The sequence below is a fragment of the Tautonia marina genome, from assembly GCF_009177065.1.
Classification (GTDB): domain Bacteria; phylum Planctomycetota; class Planctomycetia; order Isosphaerales; family Isosphaeraceae; genus Tautonia; species Tautonia marina.
Window position 1 is genome coordinate 126,435 of the sequence record NZ_WEZF01000002.1, and the last position, 24,277, is coordinate 150,711.

Sequence of the window (24,277 nt, forward strand, 5' to 3'; positions counted from 1 at the left end):
CGAGCGCCCCTGTCGGAAACCGACAGGGTGCTTCCTCCCCGCGCCGACGCACCCACGTCAGTCGTTCCGCGTCCGCCACGGTTCCGCTGACCTCGACGCCATCACCGGAATCTCCGAGTCGATCACGCCTCGCCTTGGAATAAATTCATAAACGTAATAGTTCGTTTCAAAATCCGGAGCGCCCGGGTCCCATCCTCTCACCTTGTACTCTTCCACATCCCGCAGCACAAACGATTGCTTCATTTCCTTCATCCAATCTTCAAACACTGGGGCCCCGTCGGGCCTCTCATAGAAGAACACACACTTCAGTGGATTCTCCTTCGTGATCCGCTCGAACTTCACCGGCCGATCTTCCCGATGACGCTCCGAGTAAATCTCTCGGTAGCACAGGTAATAATCACTCCACGCGCCGTTCCAGTGCCTCGGGTCGATGATGATCCCCAGATCGTCCCGAGCGCACACCACTTCCGCCTCGTGGTCCATGTTCTCCCAGAACCAGCTCGCAAACTCCCGGGCCTGCAAATCGCGCCGGAGCTTGTACGGATGCACCACGGTCACGATCACAAAGACCACCGCCAGGGCCGCATGGGCGACCAGCGCGATCCGAACAGACCGTTGCCGTCGCACCGGGTTCTGAATTCGCCGCAGCAGACTCGATAGCCCCTGGCCTGCCAGAAGGCAGACTGCCGGCACGATGAATTGCATCGTGCGCGGCTTCTCGCCGTACGGATACCGCTGCAAGACCGCGGCTGCAAAGCAGAGTGCCAGCGGGGCCAGGCAAACCACCACCAACGTCCGATGGCCTCGGAGCCAGAGCGCCCGAGCCCCGGCCACGACACACAGGGCGGTCAGTACGCTCCCACCGTAGGGAGCCCCGATCGGATAGGCAAACAGCATCCCCGTGTGCGTTCCGACGAGCCAACCGAAGACCCGAACCGGATGATCCATCGGCGGAAAGGCATCGGCCCAGTACTGATCCAGGTACGCCCGAACACCCGGCTCAATCTGATACATCGGCAGCAGCACGGCGAACATCGTGGCCGGAATCACCAGCAACGTCAGGTACGCCGCCCAGGTCCCGACACCTCCTCTCCGAGCCACCGGAGCCGCAAGCCCCAGACAGACCCCGCCGATCACAAACACCGACGGAAATGAAAGGGGAATCGCCAGCACCGCCACCACCGCCAACGCCCAGAGCCACCCAACCCGCTCCGGACTGCGCAGCCACTCCAACGTAATCGCCAGTAAGCTTAACGCAAGGAACAGGTCGCTCGCATACGGCTTCACCTCCGAGCCGAACCCGAGCGGCCACCACGAAACCGCGAAGATCGCCACGGCAAACAGCAAGGCGTACCCGCTCAGCAATCGCCCCGCCAGATGCCGGAACACCAGCACGCTCGCCAGCGCGCACAGCAACGGCACCAGCCGAAGCGACCAGGTCGAGAACCCGATCAGTTGGATCACCCCGGTCTCCACCAGCAGGAATCCCACCGGCGCCGTCTGCGCATAGCGCAAGGGTCCGAAAAACCCGGCCTCGCCATCCGCCAGGGCGATCAGGTTCGCGGCCAGCCTCGATTCATCACACCAGAGCGGAAAATCCGACAGGTATCGAAAGAGTCGAAGCCCCAGCCCAAGCAACACGAACCCGAGCGTTGCCCTTCGAATCAGGGCAGGATTGCCGAACAACTCACCCTCGGTTGAGTTCGGAACGCCCTGAGATTCTTGACGAGCCAATTCTGTCAGCGTGGTGATGTTTCGCAGCATGACTGAGCACAGACATCAGGTGATGTGAGAGGATCTCCTTTCGACCGTCTCGGTAACCCCATCGGCACCTGTTTGAAACGATCCGAGCGACTGAAGTCCTCCCCGGCGAAGCAGATCGAGGCAACCGCTCCTGTTCCCGAAACGTTCGAACCCTCTCGCGTCGGACGATCGCAAGGCAAGCCGGAATCCTTCCCGTCACGTCCTATGGGCCTCGAACGGCTTATCAGGTTGCTTCGACCACCCGATCGCCGGAACTTCATTGGTTCGACCTCGACTCGAAGTCAGTCCCCGTCATCTCCGGTCGACTCCGCGAAATGCCCCTTCGTGGTCCCGACTTCCGCCCCCTACTGGGTTGACTTCCCCATTCCCTAAACCGATCCGGACACCTCGTCCAGTTCATTCTCATCGAAAAATGCGCCATCAACGTCCTCCAGATCACCCTTTGCCCCCCATCTCACCCAACCTCCCACGGCTGCCCCAGTGCGATCGACCCGCTTCAACCGGTCGTGAGCCCCCTGCCTCCTTCGCCTCGCTCTCCGTCCATTGGTCCGCTCATCGTTCAAAAAAAATTCCCCCACGCCCCACAATAAAGTCACTACAACCTCCCCATTTTCACGATGCTAACTCTGAGGGGATGATCTCGGCTGCTGCGCGGAGGCTCTGCTGAACACTCGCAAGATGAATCAATCGCGCTACCACGCACCCTTCCATGAAATTCTGAGCGTCCGATGACCCGCCCCGACCGCGCGACTCGTTCCGAGACGCTTCAAACCCGAATCCATCCTCCTCCGCGCGACCTCAGAGAGCCCTTGAGCAAGCCCCGATCGAGGTTTCGCCCCCTGTCCTGCACCCCGAACGTGCGACCAATCCTGGAGAAGTCATCATGGACCCCGCAACCACAAACCGCCGCGCCGAAGCCAACCGCCGCAACGCTCAGAAATCCACCGGCCCGAAAACCGCCGAAGGCAAGGCCCGATCGCGCCGCAATGCCCTCCGGCATGGTCTGGCCGCCGAGGTTCTTGTCCCCGAAGCCGACCGCGGCGCCGTAGCCGCCGCCGTCGCCGAATGGAACCACGAGGTCTGGCCCGAGAACGTTGCCGAGCGAGCCGTCATCCGCCGCATGGCCGTTGCCGATGTTCGCCTTCAGCGCTGTGAGCAGGCGACCGAGCAGAACCTCGAATCCACCGCCCGATCGGCCGTCGATCGCTGGCGGCTCCGCAAGCAGAATGCCGCCCGCAAGCGTGCCTGCGCCCTGAAAACGGATCCCCTCAATACCCTCCTCGATCTCGAAGACTCCGCCTTCGGCTGCGAATGGCTCATTCGTCGCTGGTCGGCCCTCGACCGGGTGCTGGAGCAAGGTCTCGGCTGGTCCGACGACGACCGCGAAACCAGCATGCGCCTGATCGGCTACGTCCCCGTCGCTCCCGGTCCCGACGGCGCTCCCGAGGCCCGGCAGATGTGGCGGCTCGGCCGTCTCGCGTCCGGCCTGGAGGTCGAACCCCTCGAAGACGGCGAGCCCAACGACCCGGCCGCAGCCCGGCTCGCCCTCCGCGCGCTGATTGCCGATCGGCTCACCAGCTCGAACAACGAGCCGTCGCCTCCTGGGACGCCGTCGAAGGGCCGGAACGCGCCGCGGTCATCGCTCGCAGTCTCTCTGGCGACGATGGCCCCGAGGCCCAGCTTCGCCACCGCTACGACCGTGACGCCCAGAACGCCCTGCTCCGCTCCATCACCATGCTCATCCGCATCCGGAAGCGGCGCGACGAGCTGGCCGAGCACCACCGCAAGCAGGCCCGCGACCACCAGATCGAGCGGATCAACGTCGGCGGCGGCTGGTGGCGCGAGAAAGACGCCAACGCCTCCCCTCCTGGCTACCAACCCATCAATCGCTTCGCCCCATCACCGAACTCATCCCCCGCTCCCGACGAGGCATCCCCCGATCCCGACCCCCTCACGATCTCACGGAACGAACCCACTGCGGAGCCATCCTCCCCAATCGAAATTTCGCCGAACCACAACCCGGAAAACAAGTTACGCCCAAACTCCTCTGAACCGTCTCCGCGTCGTCCCGAGCGCTCCCGCCCCAACGTTCGACCCCTGACCGACCGCCTCCGACCTCCGAACCGCACCTGAACCGATCCAGTTCGCCCCTGGTTTCGTTCCGCTCGTCCCTGCTCCGGTGCCGACCTGCTTGACAGGGCGCGCCCTCCCTCGACGAGCAACACCCAGGCCGTGGCCTTCGCTCAATGCTCCGTCCCCACACCCGGCCATGACACCTACCCGAATCGCCTCTGATCAGAACCCGTCCTGTCCTTCCGGGACCAGGAGCACCATCTCCTCGATCCGGTAGCGACTCGGCTGGTTGTCGGGTTGGAGGCGGAAGCTGTCGATCGGCTCGGCGATCCAGACGACCATCTCCCGATCCGGACCGACCGGGAGCGTCCACTGCTGGTATTGCTGGTCCTCGGGGAATCGGTCCTGGTTCGATCGCTTCCACTGGAGCTTGAACCGCGCCGAGGTCGCCGGGCCGTTCTCCAGGTCGTACCGAATCCGAATGCCGGCCACGAAGGTTCGCTCCGGCAGTTCGAACGTCGCCCAGGGATCGACCCCGGTTGCCTCGATCGTCCCGGTTTGCGGCTCCCAACGCGCCAGACTGAATCGCTCCGGAGGCCCGACCGGCACTTCCTGGAATGGCGGATTGGGACGTGCCCCGCGGAACACCCCCCGATTCGCCTCGACCAGCAAGGGCAGCCCCTTGCCCAGATCATCGTGCGAGGAGTGCAAGAACCCCGTATGCCGCGCCGCGATGGCAAACGGCGGCAAGCCCAGGCGCAGGTCGGCCACCACGGCTTCGGAATCGATCCTCCGTTGTCGGCCTTGCTCCAGGCCAATCTCCGTGTTCGGCCAGAGCAGAACCAGACTACCCGCGAACAGAACCATGAGCACCAGCCGCCCCGACACCCTCGGACCAAACCGCGCCCAAGCCAGGCCCGCCAGGCACGGAATCTGTGCCGCCAGGGTGACATACCGCGGCTCCAAGCCTCCCCGATCGTTCGTGCCCGATCTCCCCCACGCCAGGCTTGCCGCCAGGATGCCGAATCCGGCCAGGACCGCGAGCATTCCGAGCGCTCGTGCCCGCTCCTCACGATTCCGCCAGGCCGTCAGGCCCAGCAAGACCGTTGTGGCAGCCGAGAGGATCAGCACCACCGCCCCACCGAGTCGCCAGGCGTCTCCCGCAATCGGCCCGAACCCAATCGCCAGAAATTGCAATCCCGTCCGCACCACCGCCCCGATCCCTGGCGCCCGGTCGATCTGCGGCGGCCGTTCGTATCCCACGAAATATCCGATCGTCACCAGGACGCCCGGCACCGCCGCCGCAATCGCCGTCCAGCCTCCGGCCGTCCCCGACCGCAATCGAACCAGACCGAGCCCAATCATCCAGGCCGCCAGCGGCGGCACCATCACCAGCCCACTCGCCGCGCACAGCGGCAGCAACACCAGCACCGCTCCCAGACCGATCAGGGTTCCCGATCGCACCGATCCCGCCCGGCTCGCGATCAATGCCCCCGCCCCGACCGCCAGCAAGGTCGAAAGCCCGAAGGCAATCTGCCAGCTCCAGAGCATGTTGTTGTGGTGTCCCCAGTTCAGGAGCAGGATCGGAAACCATGCATCAACATAACTCCAACGCCCCCGAGCCGCCCGCAACGCCACCATCACGCCCGCGGCCAGGATCGACAGACAGGCGACAACCGCCACCATGCCCGCTCGGAAGTCATCATTCGCCAGGCGATACGCTCCCAGCAACACCAGTCTCGGCAACGGCACCCGATGCTCAAAGTGCTGCGACCAGAGATAGCTCGGCGTCACCGGTTGCTCACCCACCAGTGCCGGAACGATCGCAAAATCATCATAAAAGGGGACAATCGGCCCGAACCGCAACACAAAGCCGAACGCCGCGACCGACATCACCAGCCAGGTTCCCCAGGCGAACCACCCTGCCCCCGGCTCGTCATCGGCCCGAAGATCGCGACACTCGGCAAGCTCGGCCATTGGTCAGCGAGCCCCCACAGCCTGGGCCTCGGCGAGCATGGCCAATGCCTCCTGCTTGGTCGATTCCGCAGCCGAATCTCCCCGGAGCATCGCGGCCAGCTCATCAATCCGATCATGATCAATCAGTTGTTCAATCGTCGTTCGGGTTCGTCCCCTCGTCGTCTGCTTGCGAATGACCCACTGGTGCATCGCATAACTGGCCATCTGAGGCAAGTGAGTGACACAAATCAACTGATGATGTTCCGATAATGCCGCCAGCTTCTTCCCAAGCACCGCTCCGAGCCGGCCGCCGACCCCCGTATCGATCTCGTCAAAGACGAGCGTCGGCACCCGATCGACCCCGGCCAGAACCGTCTTGATCGCCAGCGTCAGGCGAGACAGCTCCCCTCCCGAGGCGATCTTTCGCAAGGGTCTCGGCGGTTCTCCCGGGTTCGGAGCGAAGCGAATCTCGACCCGATCGGCCCCCCCATCCGGCGGCGCCGTGGCGGTCGGATCGTCTCCCATCGGCAGCGCCTCAACCTGCACTTGAAGCTTGGCCTGTCCGAGGCTCAGGTCTTTCAAGTGCCCTTGAACCGCCTTGGCAAACGCCTGGCTTGTCTTGCGGCGAGCCTCGGTCAGCTCCTCAGCCGCCTCCCGAAGCACGGCCCAGGCCTCGGCCAGCGGAGCATCCAGTTGCTGCAAGTCGGCCTCGTCCCGCTCGATGGTGGCCAGTTGATCCTCGACCTCATCCCATCGCGCGGCCAGGCCATCCGGCTCGCAACGGAACCGCTGACTGAGCTTGCGATACAATGCCAACCTGGCTTCGAGCTGTTCGAGACGCCCCGGATCCTCGCCCGACTCGTCGGCCAGGTCGCGGAGCATGTAGGCCACTTCCCTCGCCTCATCGGCCAGTCGGCCAAGCGTCGCGGCGGCCTCGCCCAGTTCGGGCACAGCCTCTCCCAGCGGTTCCAGCCGACGAGCCACCTTGCCGATCATTGCCTGAGCCGATCGGTCCGCCTCGTACAGCAGGGCGAATCCCTCGGCCGCGGCCTCCCGGATCGACTCGGCCCCAGCCAACCGGCGGGCCTCTCGGTTCAAGTCGTCGTACTCGCCGGGCTTCGGCTCGGCCGAGGCCAGCTCATCTCGCTCGAACTCCAGCAGTTCCCGTTCGCGTCGGCGACGATCCGCCGCGTCGATCAGGGCCAGACGACGCTTGCGGATTGCTTCATGCGTCGAGCGAGCCTCCTGATACGCCGCCACCACGCGCTCCAGCCCTCCGTAGGCATCGAGCAGACTCCGCTGGCGGTCGGGATCGAGCAGGGTCTGCGTCTCGTGCTGCCCGTGCACGTCAATCAGGCGAGGAGCAAGCCGTTTCAGGGTCGCCACCGGCACCGGCAAGCCATTGGCATGGGCCGAGCTTCGACCGTTCTCCCCGATCCGACGGGTCACGATCAACTGGTCATCATCGATCGGTCCGCCGAGGATCCCCTCGACCTCAGCCCTCAGCTCGTCATCGGCCGACAGGTCGAAGACGGCCGCCGCGCGGGCCTCATCCTTACCGTCTCGGACCAGCTCGGCCGAGGCCTTGCCGCCGAGCACCAGGCCCAGGGCCGTCAGCAAGAGACTCTTACCCGCCCCGGTCTCGCCGGTCCAGGCACAGTAGCCCTCTCGCAGTTCGACCCGGGCATCCTCGATCAACGCCAGATTCTGGACCGACAGTTCTCGGAGCACGGCGAGCGACCTCCGGTTGTCCTCACCACCGATCGAGTCCGGCATCGACCGGGCCGATCAGCGCAACCCCAGGTTCCGGGCATGGAACTCCACGGCCTCCTGGACGTGGGCATCCCAGTATGCCCAGTCATGACCGCCGGGGAATTCCTCATATTCGTGCGGGATCTGCAAGTCGTTCAGATGTGTGTGAAAGGCTCGGTTCTGATCGAGCAGGAAGTCTTCGGTCCCGCAATCGATCCGCAGCTTCGGCAAGATTCCGTGATCGATTTGCTCGACCAGGGTAAAGGGATCCTCCGGTCCCCCCGAGGGATCAGGCCCGAAGATCCGGCCAAACTCGGGGCTCAACGCTCTCCCTTCACCAATCCCATGAACAAAACCGAGGGCCCCGGAATGGGAGTTGACGCTGGCAAATCGGTCGTGATGCTTCACCCCGACCTTCACTGCGCCGTATCCTCCCATCGAGAGGCCGCCAATCGCCCGTCCCGAGCGTTCGGCCTTCACTGGAAACGTACGATCGACGAACGACACGAGTTCCAGCAGATCATCCTCGTACGCCGCGCCCTCGACTGCGTTGGAGTACCAGCCACGACCGCCATCGGGCATGACGACGGCCATCGGCAACCCAGCAACATAGCGTTCGATGCTGGTCCGACGCATCCAGATCGTATGATCATCCGAAAGGCCGTGCAGCAGATAGAACACCGACCAGGGGCGGTCGATCCTCGGATCGTCCGGAAAGACGATGTTGAACGCCGATGCCTTGCGCAAGGCCTGGCTGAAATACTGGATCGTGGCAAACGCCATCCGGTCGGCCTCCGTGGGCGGCCGGGATCGCACCTCGTGCGATCGGGCCTATTTGACTTTCGAACCCGGCAGGCACTCGGGATCGGCCGGGGTCAGCAGCACGACCTTATCGCCCGAACTGGCCGCAAGCAACATGCCGTTCGACGACTCTCCCCGGAGCATGGCCGGTTCCAGATTGTTGACCACCACGATCAAACGACCGACAAGGTCTTCGGGAGCGTAGTGCTGTTTAATGCCCGCGACGATCTGCTTCTGCTCGTCGCCGAGGTCCACCTGCAACAGCAAGAGCTTGTCGGCATTCGGATGGGGACGAGCCTCCAGCACCTTGGCAATGCGGAGGTCGAGCTTGGCAAACTGGTCGTAAGTGATCGGATCGGCCATCGTCGACTCGATTGGCTGCGCCTCGGTGGCCAGAGAATCGACCACCGGCATGTTCGGCACCTCGGTCGGGGCACGACACCCGTGCCCCTCGTCGAGCATCCTATCGCCCCATTCATCGGCTCGTCAAGCCGTCAGTCTGAACTTGCGTTCACAATTCGCTCAGGATGTTGCCAGCCACCGGCGCAACGTCTCGGGTGGTTCTCCCGTTGCTTTCGGTGGGAGCACCACGGAAGCAGGGGACAATCGATTCTCAATCTGCGCCTCAAGGAATTATCGAGGGGAGACCAGCCGGGCAAGCCCTCGACCCAGATCTCGGATCACCGCCCAGGCGATGACAAACGGCGTGCTGGGACGGGTCAGAATCGTCGGTAAATTGCGCTCGAACAGGAAATGACCTGCGAACATGAACGCATAACCGCCAAGAAAAAGGCCCAGCGACCAGAGGGGGCGGAATGGGAGCAGAAGGATTGCCGCCGCGACCATCGGCCAGCCCACTCCGACATGCAACACATGGTTGATCGGGTGGGAATGATCTTGGCGATACTTTTCGATCAGCCGGGCCATCCTGGGGGAACCAGACACCGAGGGCATGAACGACGGCATCAGCGAGCACTCCTTCCTTGCGCACTCTTGGGAGCGAGATGGGGATGGAACCAGCATGTCCCTGGAACATGGGACGACCGGAAACGCTCTCAGACTATCCTCCAGCCCGTCACGCTCCAAGGTCAGTCCGATTCTCCGGGGCAAGCCTCTCCTGGCCCCATCAATCCCCCGCCTCGGCATCGTCCCGCCCGGAAGGGGTCGGCAGCGTGCTGGGGTCGAGCCCTTCTCGGACCTTCGGATCGTCGTAGCGGTCAAGCTTGGGGTGGGCGACCATCGGCCATCGCTTCGAGAAATCCCAGTGAGGGTCGTTGTCGCTGTCGTGGCAGCGAATGCAAAGCGTCTGCTCGGCTTCTTCGCGAGTCAGGACCATCTGGGAACGGTACTCCCAGTTCATCGGGTCGGTCACGTGCAGCGAGCCGGGGCCGTGGCAGTTCTCGCACTGCTGATTGCTCAGGTGAGGAGTGGTCGCGGCGTTGACGAACCCCGAGTCGAACTCGAACCCGGTGGTGTGGCAACTGACGCATTCGGCGTCCATGGTCCGATTGCCGCGATGCCCCGACTCGATGGCAGCCAAGGCATAGGCATGTTTGGTGGTGGACCACTTTTGATAGGTGTTCGGATGGCAGTTTTTGCAGGTCTCCGCGCCGACGAAGCGGGCTCCCGAGGGATGAGGACGGCGCGGGTAGTTTTCCACCACCTCGTTCTGGGCCAAGCGGTTCAGGTACTCCTCCCCGAGCAAGGAACGGATCGGCTCGACATCGTCGTAGCGGGAGTCGAGACGAACCCGACGGTATCGAGGGCGGCCGGGAGTGTCTGCAAACAGGTCGAGCAAGCCCACTTGCTGGCCCTTCTTGCCGACCAGGACCAGAGTTGTCGAGCCATCGTGCAACCGCTCGGGACGGGCAGGAGCCAACTCGAACTCCGATTTGCCCACGACGATCTCGACCTCGGGAAAGGCCTCGGCCAGCGATCGGGCCAGATCACTCGGGCCTTGAACCATGAGGATCTGCACATCGGTTTCCGACTGGAGCGAGGGCAGAGCAACCTGGATCGACTCCATCGGGTCGAGGACGCGCTGGATGTAAAAGTCCTGCTCCGGATCGGCCAGGGCCGAGATTGCGCGAGGGTCGACCACGGCAAGAATGCCCAGAGAAAGGCCCCCGGCCTCGACCCGAATCGACGCGCGAAAGGTCTCCTCAAGCCCCTCGGCCGGTTGAATGTTGGTGGCCACGAGGGGAGGAGCATCCGGAACGTTGAGATACTGACCGAGGAATTCGCCCATGCCAATTTCGAGGTCGTCGGGACTCAGGGCAAGCGCCTGGTAGCCGAGGCGGGCGAGCGCTTCGAGTCCGATTCCCTGCTTGATGCGGATCTGGTCGGGCCCCGCCCGAGAGCCCGCCGGATCGGCAATGATGCTTCCGAGGTCGATGGGGACGAGGTCCTGGCCCTGCTCACGGAGCTGGTTCATCAGGTCGGCCCGTCGTCCCAGGCCGCCCGTCTGGCCGTCGGTGCAGCCGCAGGGTTCGAGGTAGCCGTTTTGCTGGCCGGAGACAAGCAGCACCGCGTCGGCCGGTCGGTCGTCATCCTGCGCATCTTCGGCCAGGTCGTCATCCGGAGGAGCTGGAACCGGTTTGATGTCGGGAGTCTCAGGAGCATTGTTCGAGGAACAGCCGACATAGACCAGGATGGCCGCCCCGACCAGGACCGAGGCCACCGCCCTCCAGGGGCTCCGACTGTCAGTCATCAATTCCAACGCTCCGTCTCGGTTCGTCCGTTGCGGAAGAATGCTGCCCCCGTCCCGGAGGGCAACCGGCGAAGGTCTCAACGTCCCTCGGCACGAGTCGTTTCGTGCCGAGGGGGAGAATTCACGGTCAGGGGAACGACCGGGAACCAGGGCGAGACACCTCGAAGGCTCAGTGCCGGCCCCCTGATTCTGACGCTCCAGATACGGGCGGAGCTCGCGTCAGCCGCCTCGCACCAGGACCTCGACGGGAACCTTCACTTCCTCGGCCTGAGGGTGATCGGTTTCCAGGATCAGAACCCCCTTATGAATGCCGGGTTTGGCCCCTGGGGGGACGCTGACCTGCAAGCGGTACTGACGGAATTGCTCCGAGGCGTTCACCTCGGACACCGGCTCGACCGTTCCTTCGACGATCCCCTGAAGCGAGTCGGGAACGCGGACGGTGAAGGTGGTTTGATCGTGGTTCCGGACGTTGAGCATGACCGTGACGGTTCGCCCCTGCGAGCGATCGACGCCCGGCACGTAGAGTCGTTCGGGCATGGCGGCGATCGGTCCGACAATTTGGCCGCTGATGGGCAACTCGACCTCGGGCCGGATCGGGTGGTCGGTCTTGAGGGTGATGAGATCCGCGAATCGCCCCAGAGGAAGTCCGGGCTTGAGGAGAACCGTGACCCGATAGGCGGAGGTCACGGGAGGCAGCTCCTCGTCGTGATCGTGGTCAGAGGGGGGGCTTCCGGGGCCGTGCGAGTGGCCGACAATCGATTCGAGCCGGGCGGCGTTGAAGGCCTCCAACTCCTCTTCGGTCAGGGTCCGTACCTCGGCGTCGATCACGCCGGGGCGAGAGCTGGCCGGATTCGGCTCGATGGTCAGCTCGGGATAGGTGGGAGAAAAGACGATGGTCGACAAGGAGGTTTCCTCGTCGCTCGGGACCGACGGAAAGTCGAGCCGGGGCGGGTCGACGACGACGGCCGGAGTGATGACTCCCTTGACCATGAAGCTCAGGGTCGGGTGATGTTCATAATCGTTGGTGGCGAACCGCGCATAGGTGCTGAACTGACCGATCTTGTCGCGGGTTTCCCAGGCGACGGCCAGCTCGACCTCTTCGCCGGGTTCGATCTCAACGGTTCCCCCTTCGGTCAGCGATTGCTTCTCTTCGCCGACCGTCACCCCGGTGCAGGTGCAGGGTTTATCGATGAAGCGGAGCTGGAGCGTTCCCTCCCCCTCGTTGCGAAGGGTCCAGGCGCGGGAGCCCCGATCCTGCTCGCTCATCAACCCAAAATCATGGGTTGGCTCGTCATCGAAGACCAGCACGGGAGGCGGTCCGGTTTCTTCGTCGAACCGAGCCGAGGGGACCGGCCCGGCCACGTCGGCCGGCAGGTAGCTGACAGCCAACGGAATGGCCGCCGCCACGACAACAATCAGCACGGCCAGGATGATCCAGCGGATCATGATCGAGCAGCTCCGTGGCGAGGAGAGATCAAAGAAGAAGGCCGGGCGGCGGCACGATTTCCGACGATTCGACCTGGGTGCCGGCTCTGGCAGGCCACTGCCACGCGGTTGACACGTATTCGAATCCTCGGAAAACCACCGAGACGACGATCAGGCACGACCGCCAACCCAACACACCGGAATCGACCAGACCGAAAGTGGACACCCGGCCGATTCCGCAGCAATTGTAAAGGTCGGTTCGGAAGGGGGTCAAGCACAGGGACTCATATCCCGATCGACGAAAGATTTTTCTTAAAGTCGAACGGCAATGGATTGACACGAGTGGCAAGAGGCGTTACATCTTCAAATTGCCATCGTAGCGATCTCGCCTGCGATGGCCATCTCGGGGAGTTTTCCCCGACTGGCCGGGAGGAACGTCGGATCGCGTTCGCGACGTCATGATCTCACATTTCTTCCGTCCCTGTGCTGGCGTGTGTTCCGCACCCGGCACATTCCGATTTCCCATCTCCGTTTGCGCTCGGTGGAGTGCCTGAGTCAGACCCAGGCGAACGTCATGGCGAAGCGACTCTACGTCGGGAACCTAGCCTACACGGTCAACGATGCGGACCTGCTCGCCCTGTTCGAGCAATATGGTGCGGTCCGCTCCGCGCAGGTTTTGAAAGACCGTGAAACGAACCGGAGCCGCGGCTTCGGCTTTGTTGAAATGGATAACGATGACGAGGCCGACAACGCGATCTCCGCGCTGGACGGTCAGGACCACTCTGGTCGTCGTTTGACGGTGAATGAGGCCCGACCTCGGACGCCTGGCGGCAACGGCGGCGGTGGCGGCGGCTACGGCCGTGGTGGTGGTGGCTACGGCGGTGGCGGCGGCTACGGCGGTGGCGGCGGCTACGGCGGTGGTGGCGGCGGCGGCTACGATCGCTATTGAGCCGATCCCGTCCTGGCGGGTTGGATCGATTTGGCCCTTGTGCTTCGGCCCGGCTCGCCCGGCCTCAACCTCTCGGCCCCGTGGGTCCCGCGGTGGCCCATCATTGATGATGGCAAACCCTGATCCCAGTCCCTCGATCGACCCCCTCCTCGACCTGCGAGGGCGGCTCGAAGCCGTGCTGGACCATGACGTCCGTCCTGATCTCCGGGCCGATGGCGGTGATGTTGAGGTCGTCGGCATCGACCCGGATCGAATTGTGCAAATCCGCCTCTCCGGTGCGTGCCAGGGCTGTTCGTCGGCCGCGATCGTCCTGGCCATGCAAATCGAGTCGGTCGTGAAAGCACAGATTCCCGAAATCCGGTTCCTTGAACCAGTCCCCTGAGATCTTTGTGTCAGTCTGATTGTCCTCCTTGACCGACGGATGACCCCTCACAGGGTCGTGTTGAGCGTGCGGTTCCAGGTCGCGATGCGTAGAATCCATTGAGGTGCTCGCGCTTCTGGACCCCTTTGACGACCTGATTCGGTGCTCATCCGTCATGACGATGGTTTCGCAAGATTCTCGGGACGTCCGATCGGACGGCGAGCCCCCCTGGCTCAGGCCGAGATCGGTCTATGTCCATATCCCATTCTGCGCGCATAAGTGTGGCTATTGTGACTTCGCGTCACTCGCCGGGGCTGATGACCTGGCCGATCGTTACCTCGATGCGCTCGATCAGGAAATGCGGCGCGGGCTCGAGGGGCGCCCCCGTGTCGAGACCATTTTCATCGGGGGAGGCACGCCGACCCGACTGGAGCCGTGGCAACTAGAGCGGTTGCTTGTGCGGATTCGGGATCTGGTCGAATTGACCCCTGGTGGCGAGTGGACCGTGGAAGCCAATCCGGGCACGCTCGACGATCGCAAAATCACGGTTCTGGCCGAGGGAGGGGTGAACCGGATCAGTCTGGGGGCGCAGTCGTTCCAGCCGAGCTCCCTGAAGGCCCTGGAACGCAACCATGACCCGGAGGATGTGCCCCGAGCCGTCGCGCTGATCCAGCATCGCTTCGAGCGCTGGTCGCTCGACTTGATCTTTGGCGCGCCGGGTTCCACCCTCGACCAGTGGCGCGACGACCTGGAGCGTGCAATTGCTCTGGGACCATCCCATCTTTCCTGTTACGGTCTGGTCTACGAGAAGGGCACATCGCTCTGGAAACAGTGGAACGCCGGCGAGGTGCAAGCCGTGGCGGAGGATGTCGAACATGACATGTACGCCATGACGATCGATCGCTTGACCCACGTGGGGCTCCGGCACTACGAAATCTCCAATTTCGCCCGTCCTGGGCACGAGTCGCAGCATAATCTCGTCTACTGGGCGAACGACGCGTATTACGGCTTCGGGCTTGGGGCTACGCGGTACGTGAATGGGGTCCGGTCTTCGAATACAAGGGATTTACTCGCCTATCTTCGCCGGATTGAACAAGGCCAGGAGGCCACCGGCCCAACCGAGCGGCTCGACCTGGAGCAACGAGCCAGAGAGACGGCGGTTCTGATGCTCCGACGGCTCGACCTGGGGATTGACCGGGAGGATTTCCGAACCCGCTGTGGCCTCGACCTTGACGCGCTCTGCGGCGAATCGCTCGCGCGATCCGTGGCGCGAGGTTGGCTGATCGACGACGGCCGACGCCTGAAACTCTCCAGAACGGGCCTCTTTCTGGCAGATACAGTCATGAGCGATCTGCTCTGATCGGATCAGACCCAAACTCGCCAGGCCCGCCCGAGTGTCCCAAGGAGGGGACTTCCCGATGGCTCGGATCGCCGCCGCCTCTGCCCTGTTGTTGTGGCTTTCCGGCTGTGCCTCGCTGCCGGGGCACCGGGAACCGCTGGCCGGTCGGGTCATCCCCTGCCCTTGCGATGTTGAGGAACTGGCCGTGATTGCGGCCGATCATCCTCGGGCGATCATTTCCAGGGATTCCGACCACGCCACCGCGAAGTATCATCCCGGCGCCTTCGTGACGTACCGCGTGTTCGACCCGGACACCGATCGCATGGCGGGCAATCAGTGTTCCTTCGATCGTCACGGTCGGCTGATCGCCGCGGGCCCAGCCGCCGGGACGCCCGACTTCGTCTCCCCGGAGCGGAGCCTGCTGGGCCACTTCTTCGTCGATGTGCTGCCGTTCCATCGGCTCGGGTGGATGGAGTATCATCGTCAAGGATGGGCGCCGATTGCTCGGGTGTCCTGCGATTAATCGGTCTGGGTTTGGTCAGCCGAATCAAGCCTCGCCGCGCTGCACCTTTTGAGACGAGTCGCGATGCTCACCGGCAACCTGGTCCGCGTTCGGGTTTCCAAGAATCGGGTGATTCCTCAGTACCTGGACCGCGACAACAGCTACTGGCTGGAGGTGGCCGAGAGCCTCTTGCTGATCTTCCGAGAAGGGGTCGGCATGACCCGAGGCGAGATCGCCTCGGAGATTGAGGCAGTGATCGGGAAGGGAATGGCGTCGCTGGTGCATCAGGGGTTGGCGAAGGTTCTCGAAGATCGCGCCGAGTTTGAAGTGGTCGCCGACGTACCGCCCGAACAGCTTCGCGAGAAGGTGTTTACCGCGGCGGCCGAGCAACGCAAGCAGCTCGCCCACTCGTCGAAACCCGGTCTGCGCGACCCGTTCCGCCGCGACGAGGTGCTGAACCTCGTGAGCCGGGAGATGGGGCTCTCGGCCGATCAGATCGTTGCGGGCATGTTTGCCGATCTGAAAGATGAGAACCGGCTTTTAACGTTCGACGACCTGTCGGCCATCGGCCTGATCGACCGCTACAACGTCGCGCTGGCGCAGGCGGTCCTGCTGCGATCGGTCCATCTTGAAGCGAACGTTCGAGGAGAAAAGCCTGCGCGGTATCGACAATTATTCCGATTCTTGAAATTTCACCGCTTGCTGTATCAGGTCAAGGGGTCGATGGCCGGCGGTTATACGTTTTACCTGGACGGGCCGATGAGCCTGTTCATGGCGACGAACCGCTACGGTTTGCAGATGGCGCTGTTCTTGCCGGCTCTGTTGCGCTGTTCGGATTTCCGGGTCGATGCCGAGCTGCGCTGGGGACCGAAGCGACAGCCAAGGACCTTTCATCTGGAGGCCTCGGACGGGCTTGTTTCTCACTACCAGGATACGGGGCAATACGTTCCGAACGAGATCCAGGCGTTTCTGGACCGCTTTCGGCAGGTCGCCCCCGACTGGGAGGTGACCGAGACAACCGAGCTGATCGATCTGGGACGAGACGGGGTGTGGGTTCCTGATTACAAGTTCGTTCACGTTCCGACAGGAACGGATGTGATCGTTGAGATTCTTGGCTTCTGGAAACGGTCGGCGTTGGATCGCCTGCTCCGAGTCTTGCCGCACCACGGCCCTCCGCGGTATGTCCTGGCGATCTCCGACTCGATGAAGGTCGATGAAGGAGCAGCGAAGGATCTGGAAGGTCCGGTGCTCCGGTTCAAGGAGATTCCGAACGCTCGGGAAATGCTTGGCTTGCTCAAAGGATTTCTTCCCGGAGCAGAACAGCGTTCGCTGATTGATTGACTGAAGGGATGCGGATGAAACTGGCCTGGGCGACGGACATCCATCTGAATTTCGTGTCTGAGGTCGAGGCCGCTCGCTTTTGCGAGGCGGTCGCAGGCACCGGGGCCGATCGGCTGCTCATCACGGGAGACATTGCCGAGTCCCACGATCTGGGTCCGTGGCTCGGGTTCATGGCCGACCGGCTCGACACGCCGATCGACTTCGTGCTGGGCAATCACGACTTTTATGGCGGGCGGATTGCGGATGTCCGGGCCGCGATGGCCGAAACGACCCGGATGATTCCGCGCCTCAACTGGTTGCCGGAAGCGGGGGTGATCGATCTCGGCGCGGGAGTGGCCTTGATCGGTCACGATGGCTGGGGAGACGCTCGGTTGGGAGACTTCGCGCGCTCGACGATCCGGCTGAATGACTACCGGTTGATTGGCGATCTGGCGGGTCTCGATCTCGCTCGGCTCGGGCAGACCCTCGGCCAGCTGGGAGACGAGGCGGCGGACCACCTCCGGCGTCTCTTACCCCGAGTGCTCGAACGGCATGAGACGGTCCTCGTTGCCACGCACGTCCCACCGTTCCGGGAGGCGTGTGTGTTCAAGGGGAGAATTGCCAACGACGAATGGATGCCGCATTTCAGTTGTGCGGCCGTGGGACGAGCACTGGCGGAAATCATGGCTGATCACCCCAACCGGCGCGTACTCGTCCTCTGTGGCCATGTCCATTCTTCCGGAATTGCCCAGATTCTGCCCAATCTGGTGGTCCTGACCGGCTCGGCCGAGTACCGGAAACCGGAAATCATGCGAGTGTTCAGCGTCCCGGATGACCTCGACGCGGTGTTCCACCATGCCGGAGCGTAGGCCCCGACGAACGAAAAAGAGGAGAGTTCGCTCGGAGAGAATCCGATGTCGATGGTTGACAGACGGGGACAATAAAGGTTAAACATCAAGAGTGAGAATCCCGGCGCCGTTCGAGGGAAGGGCGTTGGGGTCAACGGGCCGAACGGTGACACAGGCACGGCCCGCCAGAAGAAAGGACCGACTCCTGATGCTGACGATCTTCGGGCGGAAATCGGGCGGCTACTGCGACGGCGTCAGTCGTCGAGGATTCCTCAAAATCGGTGGGCTGGCCTTCGGGTCGAGCCTCATCACCTTGCCGGATATTCTCCGAGCCGAGGAAGCGGCACGCCTGGCGGGCAAGCCGGCGAAACGGCACAAGGCGGTCATCAACATCTTCCTGGCCGGTGGACCTCCGCACCAGGATATGTGGGATCTGAAGCCCGAGGCTCCGGAGGAGATCCGAGGCGAGTTCAAGCCGATTGAGACGAACGTGCCCGGCATCTTCGTTGGAGAAACGTTCCCGAAGCTGGCCGGGTTGATGGACCGCGCGGCCCTGATTCGGTCGGTCGTCGGTGCCACCGGACGGCACGACCTGTATCAGTGCAACGCCGGCTACAAGTTCGATGACCAGCAGGCCATCGGCGGCTGGCCGAGCATCGGCTCGTTTGTGAGCAAGATGCACGGGCCGGTTGATCCGGCCGTCCCGCCCTTCGTCGGCCTGGCCGAGACGACCCGGCACGTTCCCTGGAGCGACGCCGGCGAGGCCGGGTTCCTCGGCCCGGCGTACGCCCCGTTCAAGCCCGATGGCTCGGCGCTGCAAAACATGACGCTCAACGGCATTACGTCCGAGCGTCTGGCCGACCGCCGCAGCCTCCTCAACAGCTTTGATCAACTGCGTCGCCATGTCGATGCGACCGGAGCGCTGGAAGGGGTCGATTCGGCCACCTCGCTGGCCTTCGACGTGCTCAGCTCCAGCAAGCTCGTCGACGCGCTCGATCTGTCGAAGGAAGATCCGCGCGTCCGCGACAGGTACGGCGACGGCAAACCGTACCAGTATCAGTACGATGGTGCCCCGACCTGCAACGATCAGCTCCTGATGGCTCGTCGGCTTGTCGAGGCGGGGGTCCGCTGCGTGACCCTGAGCTATGGCCGCTGGGACAGCCACGGGGCGAACTTCGACCTGGTTCGGGATCACGGCTCGAAACTCGACCAGTGCCTCTCAGCCCTCGTCGAAGACCTGGAAGTTCGCGGGATGCTCGACGACACTGTCGTGATTGCCTGGGGCGAATTCGGCCGGACGCCGAAGATCAATCCCCAGGCCGGCCGCGACCACTGGCCGCAGGTCGGAGCCGCCTGGATCGCAGGTGGCGGCCTGAAGACTGGTCAGGTGATCGGCGCCACCAACCGCCTGGGTGAGCAGGCCGTCGAACGTCCGGTCCACTTCAAGGAAGTGCTGGCCACCCTCTACCACTGCCTCGGCATCGATGTCGAGCGTGACACGGTCATCGACCCGGCGGGCCGTCCGCAGTATCCGGTGGACATGCCCGCCATCCGGGAACTGGTCTGACCTGAGGTCGGCTCCGGTCCTCCGACCTTGCCGTGCAATGATCGAAAACGAGTCGGCGAGCCTTTGGGGCTGCCGACTCGTTTTTTTTTAAGTTCGAGGGTCTGCCTGGCACAGAATCCCTCGCCTGTCCCAGAAAGAGAGGAAGGAACGGTACGATCGAATCGGAGAGACCGTTCATTCTCGAAGATTGGAGACAGGGAGTCATGGGATATCCCCCCTCGCCGCGTGACCGTGAGGATCTGGTGGCCGGGTTCAGCCACGCTTCCTCCGCCTCGAAGGAGCGACTCGGGCCGCTGCTCGCAGCGCTGGGCCTGGTCGGATGGGGAATGATCGGCCTGATCCTTCGGTTGATCTGGTCGAATTATGATCAGACGACGGACGTGCTGCTCTTGCAAGGGATCACCAGCAGTCTGGGCTCGGTCGTGGTCGTCCTTGCCGGGGGAGCCGCCAGCCTGACGCTTTCGGTGGTTGGGGGGCTGATGTGCGCGACTCGGATCGTGGTCCGGGGAATAGTCGATCGCTGGACGATCTTCGGGGTGGTGGCGTCGCTGGTCGGGTTCACTCCGATCATTTTCGTCGGGGTGAAGCTGCTGACGGCCTGACCGGCGTGGGAACGCTTGCCCCGGACCCGAGCCGACCAGACCGGGCCGACCTGCACAAAGAGAGGCCGCGGGCAGCCTCTCCCGCAAGCCTCGAGCGTCGGGTACGATCGGGCCGTCCGAGGCGGTTTCACTCCGCAGCAACAACGACGACGATCACCCATGCCCAGGGAGCTTCCGACGATGATCAGCCCGCACCCGTCCCGCCGATCGTTTCTCAAGGTCGCAGGAGCCGCCGGCCTGGCCGCCACCGCCGGGAAGGTTTCGTTCGGTCACGACAAGCCGTCCGATTCGTCCCGGCCCGTGGTCGGTTCGGGAGCGTATCAGTACGAGTGCATTCACGGCTGGGGAGAGGTCCCCGATCATATCAGCTGGTTTGAAACGCATGGCGTTGCGGTGGATCGAGACGGCCTGATCTACATCACCCATCGGGCGGGGGCGGATCGGCCGTCGTCTCCGGAGATGGCCCAGGACACCATCGTGGTCTTTGATCCCGACGGGAAGTTTGTCCGATCGTTCGGGAAGGAGTACCACGGCGGGGGTCACGGCATCGACATCCGCGAGGAGGACGGGCAGGAATATCTCTATCTTGCCTTCATGTTCCCGGTCAACCTCGTGGTGAAAACCGACCTGAAGGGGGAGGTGGTCTGGATCAAGGAGAAGCCTGAGGAACCCGGCGTCTATGCCGATCCCGAGGCTCGCTTTAGCCCGACGAACGTGGCCTTCGCGCCCGACGGTGGATTCTATGTCGGTGACGGATACGGATCGAACTACATCCATCAGTATGACAAGAAGGGCGAATGGGTTCGGACCTGGGGAGGGACCGGCGAGGAACCCGGCCTGATGCGCACCCCTCACGGCCTCTGGTTCGACGACCGCGCCGGCAGAACGCCCGAACTGGTGGTCGCCGACCGCGCGAACGCTCGGCTCCAGTATTTCTCTCCCGAGGGGGAATTCCGATCGATCCTCGACGAGGTCAGTTTCCCGGCCCACTTCGACATTCAAGGGGATCTGCTGCTTGTGCCCGACCTGCATGCTCGGGTCAGCCTGTTTGACCGCGAGAACAACGTGATCAACCACCTGGGATACGACCCTGAGTGGACCGCCGAGGTTCTCGACGGCTTCAAAGTCCGCACGCAGCCGGATCGCTGGCGGCCCGGCCGCTTCGTTCACCCGCATGACGCGAGCTTCGACGCGGACGGGAATATCTTCGTCGCCGAATGGGTTCGAACCGGCCGGGTTTCGAAGCTGCGCCGCCTGTCCTGAAGTCGCTGGGGTCGCTTCGGTGGACTCAAGGGCCAATCGGAGTCGCTCGGATTGGCCCTCGACACCGAACGAATTCGTTGACACAGACCACGTCCTGATTGAGACTGGAGGTACGATTCCCTCCGGGAAGGTGCCGGTGGGTGGTGAGGCCGTGTCGGTCGGCGGAGTCTTGCTGAGGAGTGGTCATGATGAGGGGAACGAGACTCACCCGATTGGCCTGTCCGGTGCTGGTGCTCTTCTCGGTCGTGGGACTTTGCGGTTGCACGGGATCGACATCCGAGAATGAGACCGGTCGAGTCGTTGTCTACACCGCGCTCGACCGGGAATTCTCGGAGCCGATCCTCCGAGAGTACGAGTCGGAATCGGGGGTTCAGGTCGATGCGAAGTATGATGTCGAGAGCACCAAGACGGTCGGCCTGACCAACGCGATCATTGCCGAGGCTGATCGACCCCGCGCCGATCTGTTCTGGAACAATGAGATCCTCAACACACTCCGGCTCCATCGCCTCGGCTTGCTTGAGCCGTTCACCCCGGAACACGCCGAGGCGATCCCCGAGCAGTACAAGGCCGACGACGGCACCTGGTACGGTTTCGCCGGCCGGGCCCGGGTCCTGATCGTCAACACGGACCTGGTGCCGGAATCGGATCGACCGACAAGCATTCGTGATCTGGCCGATCCGAGGTGGAAGGGACAGACCGCCATCGCCAAGCCACTGTTCGGGACCACCGCCTCGCACGCGGCCTGTTTGTTTGAGGTCTGGGGCGAATCGCAAGCGAAGCGGTATTTTCACGATCTGAAGACCAATGACGTGGCCATTCTCGCCGGGAACAAGCAGGTGGCGCAGGATGTCGCCTCCGGCCGGTTTGCCTTCGGCATGACGGACACGGATGATGCGATGGTGATGATCGAGCAACTGGGCGCTCCGGTCACGATCGTCTACCCAGATCAAGGCGAAGGCGGGCTCGGAACGCTGTTCATCCCGAATACCCTGGCGAGGATCAAGGGGTCGCCCCACCCATCGGCCGCCAACGACCTGGCCAGCGCGATCATCAGCCCGGAGGTCGAGGCCATTCTAGCTGCGGGGCCGAGCGCTCAGATCCCGCTGATTGAGACGACCGATGCCTCGGCTCGGGTCGAGACGCCGAGGACGATCAAGGCCATGACGGTCGACTTCGAGGCCGCCGCGGCCCGCTGGGACGAGGTCGCGCAGTTCATCCGAGAGGAATTTGCCACGCAATAGCCGGCGCCTCTTGGCCCACAAGTTGCTGAGGATGGGAGCGGATGATGGATTGATCGTACCGCCCCGCCGGAGACCCGATGGTGTTCCGCCTGACTCAGGCTCAGCCCAATGACCAGGGGATCGTGTTTGCCTCACAGGGCTACGGTCCCCTGCTGAAGCGCGAATACGTTGCCGTGTTCGACGGAATCGACTGCACGCCCGAGGAGCTTGCCGATCGCGTCAGGACCGACTTCGTCACATTTGCACCTCCCGAGACGGCTCGGTTCGAGTGCCCATCGAGCACAGCGGGCGAACCGCTGAAGGTGGGAGACGTCCTCGACATCCGGCTTTCCCTGGTTGGTGATTGCCGTGTGAAGGTGGTTCATGTCGACGATCGGAGCCTCACGCTGCGGACGATGAGCGGGCATCCCGAACTGGGCCGGATCACCTTTGTCGCCGGCCGCGATGACCAGGGAAGACCGAGCTTCAGCATTGTCAGCCGGACCCGAGCCAATGGGCTCATGAATTTCACCGGCTTTTTGTTGATGGGCAAGCAAATGCAGTCGCGTTGTTGGATCAACTTCATTGGCAACCTGGCCGAAGCGTGCGGAGGGCGGGTACTCGACGCCGTGAAGGTCCGCACGGTGTCGGTCGAGGAGACCCCTGCCGATCGTCCCGGAGGTCCGGATGAGCCGACCTGCCCCACGACCGTTGAGGGAGGATGAGATGGCGCGAGCATGCGCGCCCTGGCCCTGGCGATTTGGTCGGGGCTGGTCGGAGCTTGAGTTGCGGACAATGCTCGACGAATTGGCCCACCGGCCCGTCAACTTCGATGACCCACCCGAGCAGATGACAGTTGAGCACGGCTGGACGGTGGATGGATCGCACGACAGCCTCGGCTTCGAGCCGGAAGGCCCTCCCCTGGTGAAGGGGCTGTACGCTCATGCCCGAGCCGGGCTGATCAATTATGATTTTTCCGATCCGACGATCGTGGAAGGTCACTTCGACCCGGAGGCCGATCCCCAGGGTCGAAATATGCTGCTCGAACTGAAGGTCCTCGGCTTCCGGTTTCTCGGAGGGTGTCGGATCACTCATCTTCGAGAGGAAACCGAGGAGGGGATGACCGCCTTCGGGTTTCGCTACGATACCCTGGCCGGGCACATCGAACGTGGTTTCGAGTGGTTCTTGCTGACCAAGGATCACCAGACCGGTGAGATCCACTTCCGAATCGAGGCCCACTGGCGCCTGGGGGATTTTCCGAACTGGTGGAGCCGGCTCGGATTCCGAATCCTCGGCGAACGGTATCGCCATCGCTGGCGGCTGAGGGCCCCTGCTCGGCTTCGTCACCTTGCCAGAGACGCAAACACACAACCTCTGTCCGAGCCTGGCATGCTCGCCCATCGAGGCGACCTGACCCCGCAACGCAGCTCGGAGCCGTTGTCGGACTGAGGGGGAGGAAGCATGACGGGGGAGCCGTCGATGCTCCCCCGTGCAAACTCCGGTTCAAAGGAGCGGCAGCACCTACTGAGAACCGTGCAACTTAACCATCTTGTTATAAACACCCATGAGCAAAATCGTCGGAGGCCAGAGACCGACGTACATCGCAGCGTTGCGGTGTCCCGACAGTCGCAGGCCCAGTGACAGGCCGACGGCTCCAAAGGCGGTTGCCAGATACACGCCGGACGGCACCATGCTGGTGTAATGCTCGATGACCTTGGTCAGATAACCCTCCTCATGCTGATGAGGGTAAACACTCATCTCGAACTCGGCGCGCGGCGGGGTCATGGTCTCGGAACCTCCTGAGACGTGGGCAGATGACAGGCAT

The 24,277-nt window shown here is 63.3% G+C and carries 23 protein-coding genes; 13 read left to right on the forward strand and 10 right to left on the reverse strand.

Going from position 1 to position 24,277, the window contains the following annotated elements; translation table 11 throughout:
* Window positions 1-57: 57 nt before the first annotated feature.
* Both GA615_RS03020 and GA615_RS27330 read right to left on the reverse strand, forming a co-directional pair.
* Complete coding sequence (locus tag GA615_RS03020) at window positions 58-1,686, reverse strand: DUF6541 family protein (RefSeq protein WP_161602136.1); 1,629 nt, start codon at window positions 1,684-1,686, stop codon at window positions 58-60.
* 844 nt (window positions 1,687-2,530) lie between these two features.
* Window positions 2,531-3,121 carry a hypothetical protein gene (locus GA615_RS27330; protein WP_161602137.1) on the reverse strand — a complete coding sequence of 197 codons (591 nt, stop codon included), beginning with the start codon at window positions 3,119-3,121 and terminating at the stop codon, window positions 2,531-2,533.
* Window positions 3,122-3,222: 101 nt separating this feature from the next.
* Between GA615_RS27330 and GA615_RS27335 the strand changes: the two genes are divergently transcribed.
* Complete coding sequence (locus GA615_RS27335) at window positions 3,223-3,897, forward strand: hypothetical protein (protein ID WP_201750096.1); 675 nt, start codon at window positions 3,223-3,225, stop codon at window positions 3,895-3,897.
* 162 nt (window positions 3,898-4,059) lie between these two features.
* Here GA615_RS27335 and GA615_RS03030 read toward each other — a convergent pair whose 3' ends face one another.
* From GA615_RS03030 to GA615_RS03060, 7 genes are all read right to left on the reverse strand, one after another.
* Window positions 4,060-5,814 (reverse strand): hypothetical protein, encoded by a 1,755-nt coding sequence (locus GA615_RS03030; protein ID WP_152049791.1) that lies wholly within the window; start codon window positions 5,812-5,814, stop codon window positions 4,060-4,062.
* A gap of 3 nt (window positions 5,815-5,817) precedes the next feature.
* Window positions 5,818-7,569, reverse strand: a complete 1,752-nt coding sequence (gene recN / locus GA615_RS03035; RefSeq protein WP_152049792.1) for a DNA repair protein RecN — start codon at window positions 7,567-7,569, stop codon at window positions 5,818-5,820.
* Window positions 7,570-7,581: 12 nt separating this feature from the next.
* Window positions 7,582-8,328 carry an alpha/beta hydrolase gene (locus GA615_RS03040; RefSeq protein WP_152049793.1) on the reverse strand — a complete coding sequence of 249 codons (747 nt, stop codon included), beginning with the start codon at window positions 8,326-8,328 and terminating at the stop codon, window positions 7,582-7,584.
* 48 nt (window positions 8,329-8,376) lie between these two features.
* Window positions 8,377-8,760 (reverse strand): methionine--tRNA ligase subunit beta, encoded by a 384-nt coding sequence (gene metG, locus GA615_RS03045; RefSeq protein WP_235905032.1) that lies wholly within the window; start codon window positions 8,758-8,760, stop codon window positions 8,377-8,379.
* Window positions 8,761-8,979: 219 nt separating this feature from the next.
* Complete coding sequence (locus tag GA615_RS03050; protein WP_235905035.1) at window positions 8,980-9,312, reverse strand: DUF962 domain-containing protein; 333 nt, start codon at window positions 9,310-9,312, stop codon at window positions 8,980-8,982.
* Between the two features lie 160 nt (window positions 9,313-9,472).
* The gene (locus GA615_RS03055) at window positions 9,473-11,056 is read right to left on the reverse strand and encodes a multiheme c-type cytochrome (protein ID WP_152049794.1); all 1,584 of its coding nucleotides are present in this window, start codon (window positions 11,054-11,056) and stop codon (window positions 9,473-9,475) included.
* A 219-nt stretch (window positions 11,057-11,275) separates the two neighbouring features.
* Window positions 11,276-12,502, reverse strand: coding sequence for a DUF1573 domain-containing protein (locus GA615_RS03060; RefSeq protein WP_152049795.1), 1,227 nt, complete (start codon window positions 12,500-12,502; stop codon window positions 11,276-11,278).
* Between the two features lie 553 nt (window positions 12,503-13,055).
* On the opposite strand from GA615_RS03060, the gene GA615_RS03065 reads away from it, so the two are divergent.
* From GA615_RS03065 to GA615_RS03120, 12 genes are all read left to right on the forward strand, one after another.
* Window positions 13,056-13,430, forward strand: a complete 375-nt coding sequence (locus tag GA615_RS03065) for an RNA recognition motif domain-containing protein (protein ID WP_152049796.1) — start codon at window positions 13,056-13,058, stop codon at window positions 13,428-13,430.
* Window positions 13,431-13,536: 106 nt separating this feature from the next.
* A complete protein-coding gene (locus tag GA615_RS03070; RefSeq protein WP_235905038.1) occupies window positions 13,537-13,812 on the forward strand; it encodes a NifU family protein in 276 nt (91 codons plus the stop codon).
* Between the two features lie 154 nt (window positions 13,813-13,966).
* Window positions 13,967-15,151 (forward strand): radical SAM family heme chaperone HemW, encoded by a 1,185-nt coding sequence (hemW, locus tag GA615_RS03075; RefSeq protein WP_235905040.1) that lies wholly within the window; start codon window positions 13,967-13,969, stop codon window positions 15,149-15,151.
* Window positions 15,152-15,209: 58 nt separating this feature from the next.
* Window positions 15,210-15,653, forward strand: coding sequence for a hypothetical protein (locus GA615_RS03080; RefSeq protein WP_152049797.1), 444 nt, complete (start codon window positions 15,210-15,212; stop codon window positions 15,651-15,653).
* Between the two features lie 63 nt (window positions 15,654-15,716).
* Entirely contained in the window at window positions 15,717-16,973 is a 1,257-nt protein-coding gene (locus GA615_RS03085; RefSeq protein ID WP_152049798.1) for a DUF790 family protein, read from the forward strand.
* A 14-nt stretch (window positions 16,974-16,987) separates the two neighbouring features.
* The gene (locus GA615_RS03090; protein WP_152050091.1) at window positions 16,988-17,821 is read left to right on the forward strand and encodes a metallophosphoesterase family protein; all 834 of its coding nucleotides are present in this window, start codon (window positions 16,988-16,990) and stop codon (window positions 17,819-17,821) included.
* Between the two features lie 187 nt (window positions 17,822-18,008).
* Window positions 18,009-19,367 carry a DUF1501 domain-containing protein gene (locus GA615_RS03095; protein WP_152049799.1) on the forward strand — a complete coding sequence of 453 codons (1,359 nt, stop codon included), beginning with the start codon at window positions 18,009-18,011 and terminating at the stop codon, window positions 19,365-19,367.
* 203 nt (window positions 19,368-19,570) lie between these two features.
* A complete protein-coding gene (locus tag GA615_RS03100) occupies window positions 19,571-19,969 on the forward strand; it encodes a hypothetical protein (RefSeq protein ID WP_152049800.1) in 399 nt (132 codons plus the stop codon).
* 180 nt (window positions 19,970-20,149) lie between these two features.
* The gene (locus GA615_RS03105) at window positions 20,150-21,232 is read left to right on the forward strand and encodes a twin-arginine translocation signal domain-containing protein (protein ID WP_152049801.1); all 1,083 of its coding nucleotides are present in this window, start codon (window positions 20,150-20,152) and stop codon (window positions 21,230-21,232) included.
* 185 nt (window positions 21,233-21,417) lie between these two features.
* Window positions 21,418-22,473 (forward strand): extracellular solute-binding protein, encoded by a 1,056-nt coding sequence (locus tag GA615_RS03110; RefSeq protein ID WP_235905042.1) that lies wholly within the window; start codon window positions 21,418-21,420, stop codon window positions 22,471-22,473.
* 77 nt (window positions 22,474-22,550) lie between these two features.
* Window positions 22,551-23,177 (forward strand): DUF1990 family protein, encoded by a 627-nt coding sequence (locus GA615_RS03115; protein WP_152049802.1) that lies wholly within the window; start codon window positions 22,551-22,553, stop codon window positions 23,175-23,177.
* Between the two features lies 1 nt (window position 23,178).
* Complete coding sequence (locus GA615_RS03120) at window positions 23,179-23,901, forward strand: DUF1990 family protein (protein ID WP_161602139.1); 723 nt, start codon at window positions 23,179-23,181, stop codon at window positions 23,899-23,901.
* Window positions 23,902-23,973: 72 nt separating this feature from the next.
* On the opposite strand, the gene GA615_RS03125 is transcribed toward GA615_RS03120, so the two are convergent.
* Complete coding sequence (locus GA615_RS03125; protein WP_152049804.1) at window positions 23,974-24,237, reverse strand: hypothetical protein; 264 nt, start codon at window positions 24,235-24,237, stop codon at window positions 23,974-23,976.
* Window positions 24,238-24,277 lie beyond the last annotated feature (40 nt).

Excerpts from the sequence above, each read along its gene's own strand:
- GA615_RS03030 (WP_152049791.1), bottom strand. The coding sequence starts at position 5,814 with ATGGCCGAGCTTGCCGAGTGTCGCGATCTTCGGGCCGATGACGAGCCG.
- GA615_RS03070 (WP_235905038.1), top strand. The coding sequence starts at position 13,537 with ATGATGGCAAACCCTGATCCCAGTCCCTCGATCGACCCCCTCCTCGAC.
- GA615_RS03105 (WP_152049801.1), top strand. The coding sequence starts at position 20,150 with ATGATCAGCCCGCACCCGTCCCGCCGATCGTTTCTCAAGGTCGCAGGA.
- GA615_RS03050 (WP_235905035.1), bottom strand. The coding sequence starts at position 9,312 with ATGCCGTCGTTCATGCCCTCGGTGTCTGGTTCCCCCAGGATGGCCCGG.
- GA615_RS03125 (WP_152049804.1), bottom strand. The coding sequence starts at position 24,237 with ATGACCCCGCCGCGCGCCGAGTTCGAGATGAGTGTTTACCCTCATCAG.
- recN (WP_152049792.1), bottom strand. The coding sequence starts at position 7,569 with ATGCCGGACTCGATCGGTGGTGAGGACAACCGGAGGTCGCTCGCCGTG.
- hemW (WP_235905040.1), top strand. The coding sequence starts at position 13,967 with ATGACGATGGTTTCGCAAGATTCTCGGGACGTCCGATCGGACGGCGAG.
- GA615_RS03060 (WP_152049795.1), bottom strand. The coding sequence starts at position 12,502 with ATGATCCGCTGGATCATCCTGGCCGTGCTGATTGTTGTCGTGGCGGCG.
- GA615_RS03120 (WP_161602139.1), top strand. The coding sequence starts at position 23,179 with ATGGCGCGAGCATGCGCGCCCTGGCCCTGGCGATTTGGTCGGGGCTGG.
- GA615_RS03100 (WP_152049800.1), top strand. The coding sequence starts at position 19,571 with ATGGGATATCCCCCCTCGCCGCGTGACCGTGAGGATCTGGTGGCCGGG.
- GA615_RS03065 (WP_152049796.1), top strand. The coding sequence starts at position 13,056 with ATGGCGAAGCGACTCTACGTCGGGAACCTAGCCTACACGGTCAACGAT.
- GA615_RS03115 (WP_152049802.1), top strand. The coding sequence starts at position 22,551 with ATGGTGTTCCGCCTGACTCAGGCTCAGCCCAATGACCAGGGGATCGTG.
- GA615_RS03080 (WP_152049797.1), top strand. The coding sequence starts at position 15,210 with ATGGCTCGGATCGCCGCCGCCTCTGCCCTGTTGTTGTGGCTTTCCGGC.
- GA615_RS03085 (WP_152049798.1), top strand. The coding sequence starts at position 15,717 with ATGCTCACCGGCAACCTGGTCCGCGTTCGGGTTTCCAAGAATCGGGTG.
- GA615_RS03090 (WP_152050091.1), top strand. The coding sequence starts at position 16,988 with ATGAAACTGGCCTGGGCGACGGACATCCATCTGAATTTCGTGTCTGAG.
- GA615_RS03095 (WP_152049799.1), top strand. The coding sequence starts at position 18,009 with ATGCTGACGATCTTCGGGCGGAAATCGGGCGGCTACTGCGACGGCGTC.
- GA615_RS03040 (WP_152049793.1), bottom strand. The coding sequence starts at position 8,328 with ATGGCGTTTGCCACGATCCAGTATTTCAGCCAGGCCTTGCGCAAGGCA.
- GA615_RS03110 (WP_235905042.1), top strand. The coding sequence starts at position 21,418 with ATGATGAGGGGAACGAGACTCACCCGATTGGCCTGTCCGGTGCTGGTG.
- metG (WP_235905032.1), bottom strand. The coding sequence starts at position 8,760 with ATGCCGGTGGTCGATTCTCTGGCCACCGAGGCGCAGCCAATCGAGTCG.
- GA615_RS03055 (WP_152049794.1), bottom strand. The coding sequence starts at position 11,056 with ATGACTGACAGTCGGAGCCCCTGGAGGGCGGTGGCCTCGGTCCTGGTC.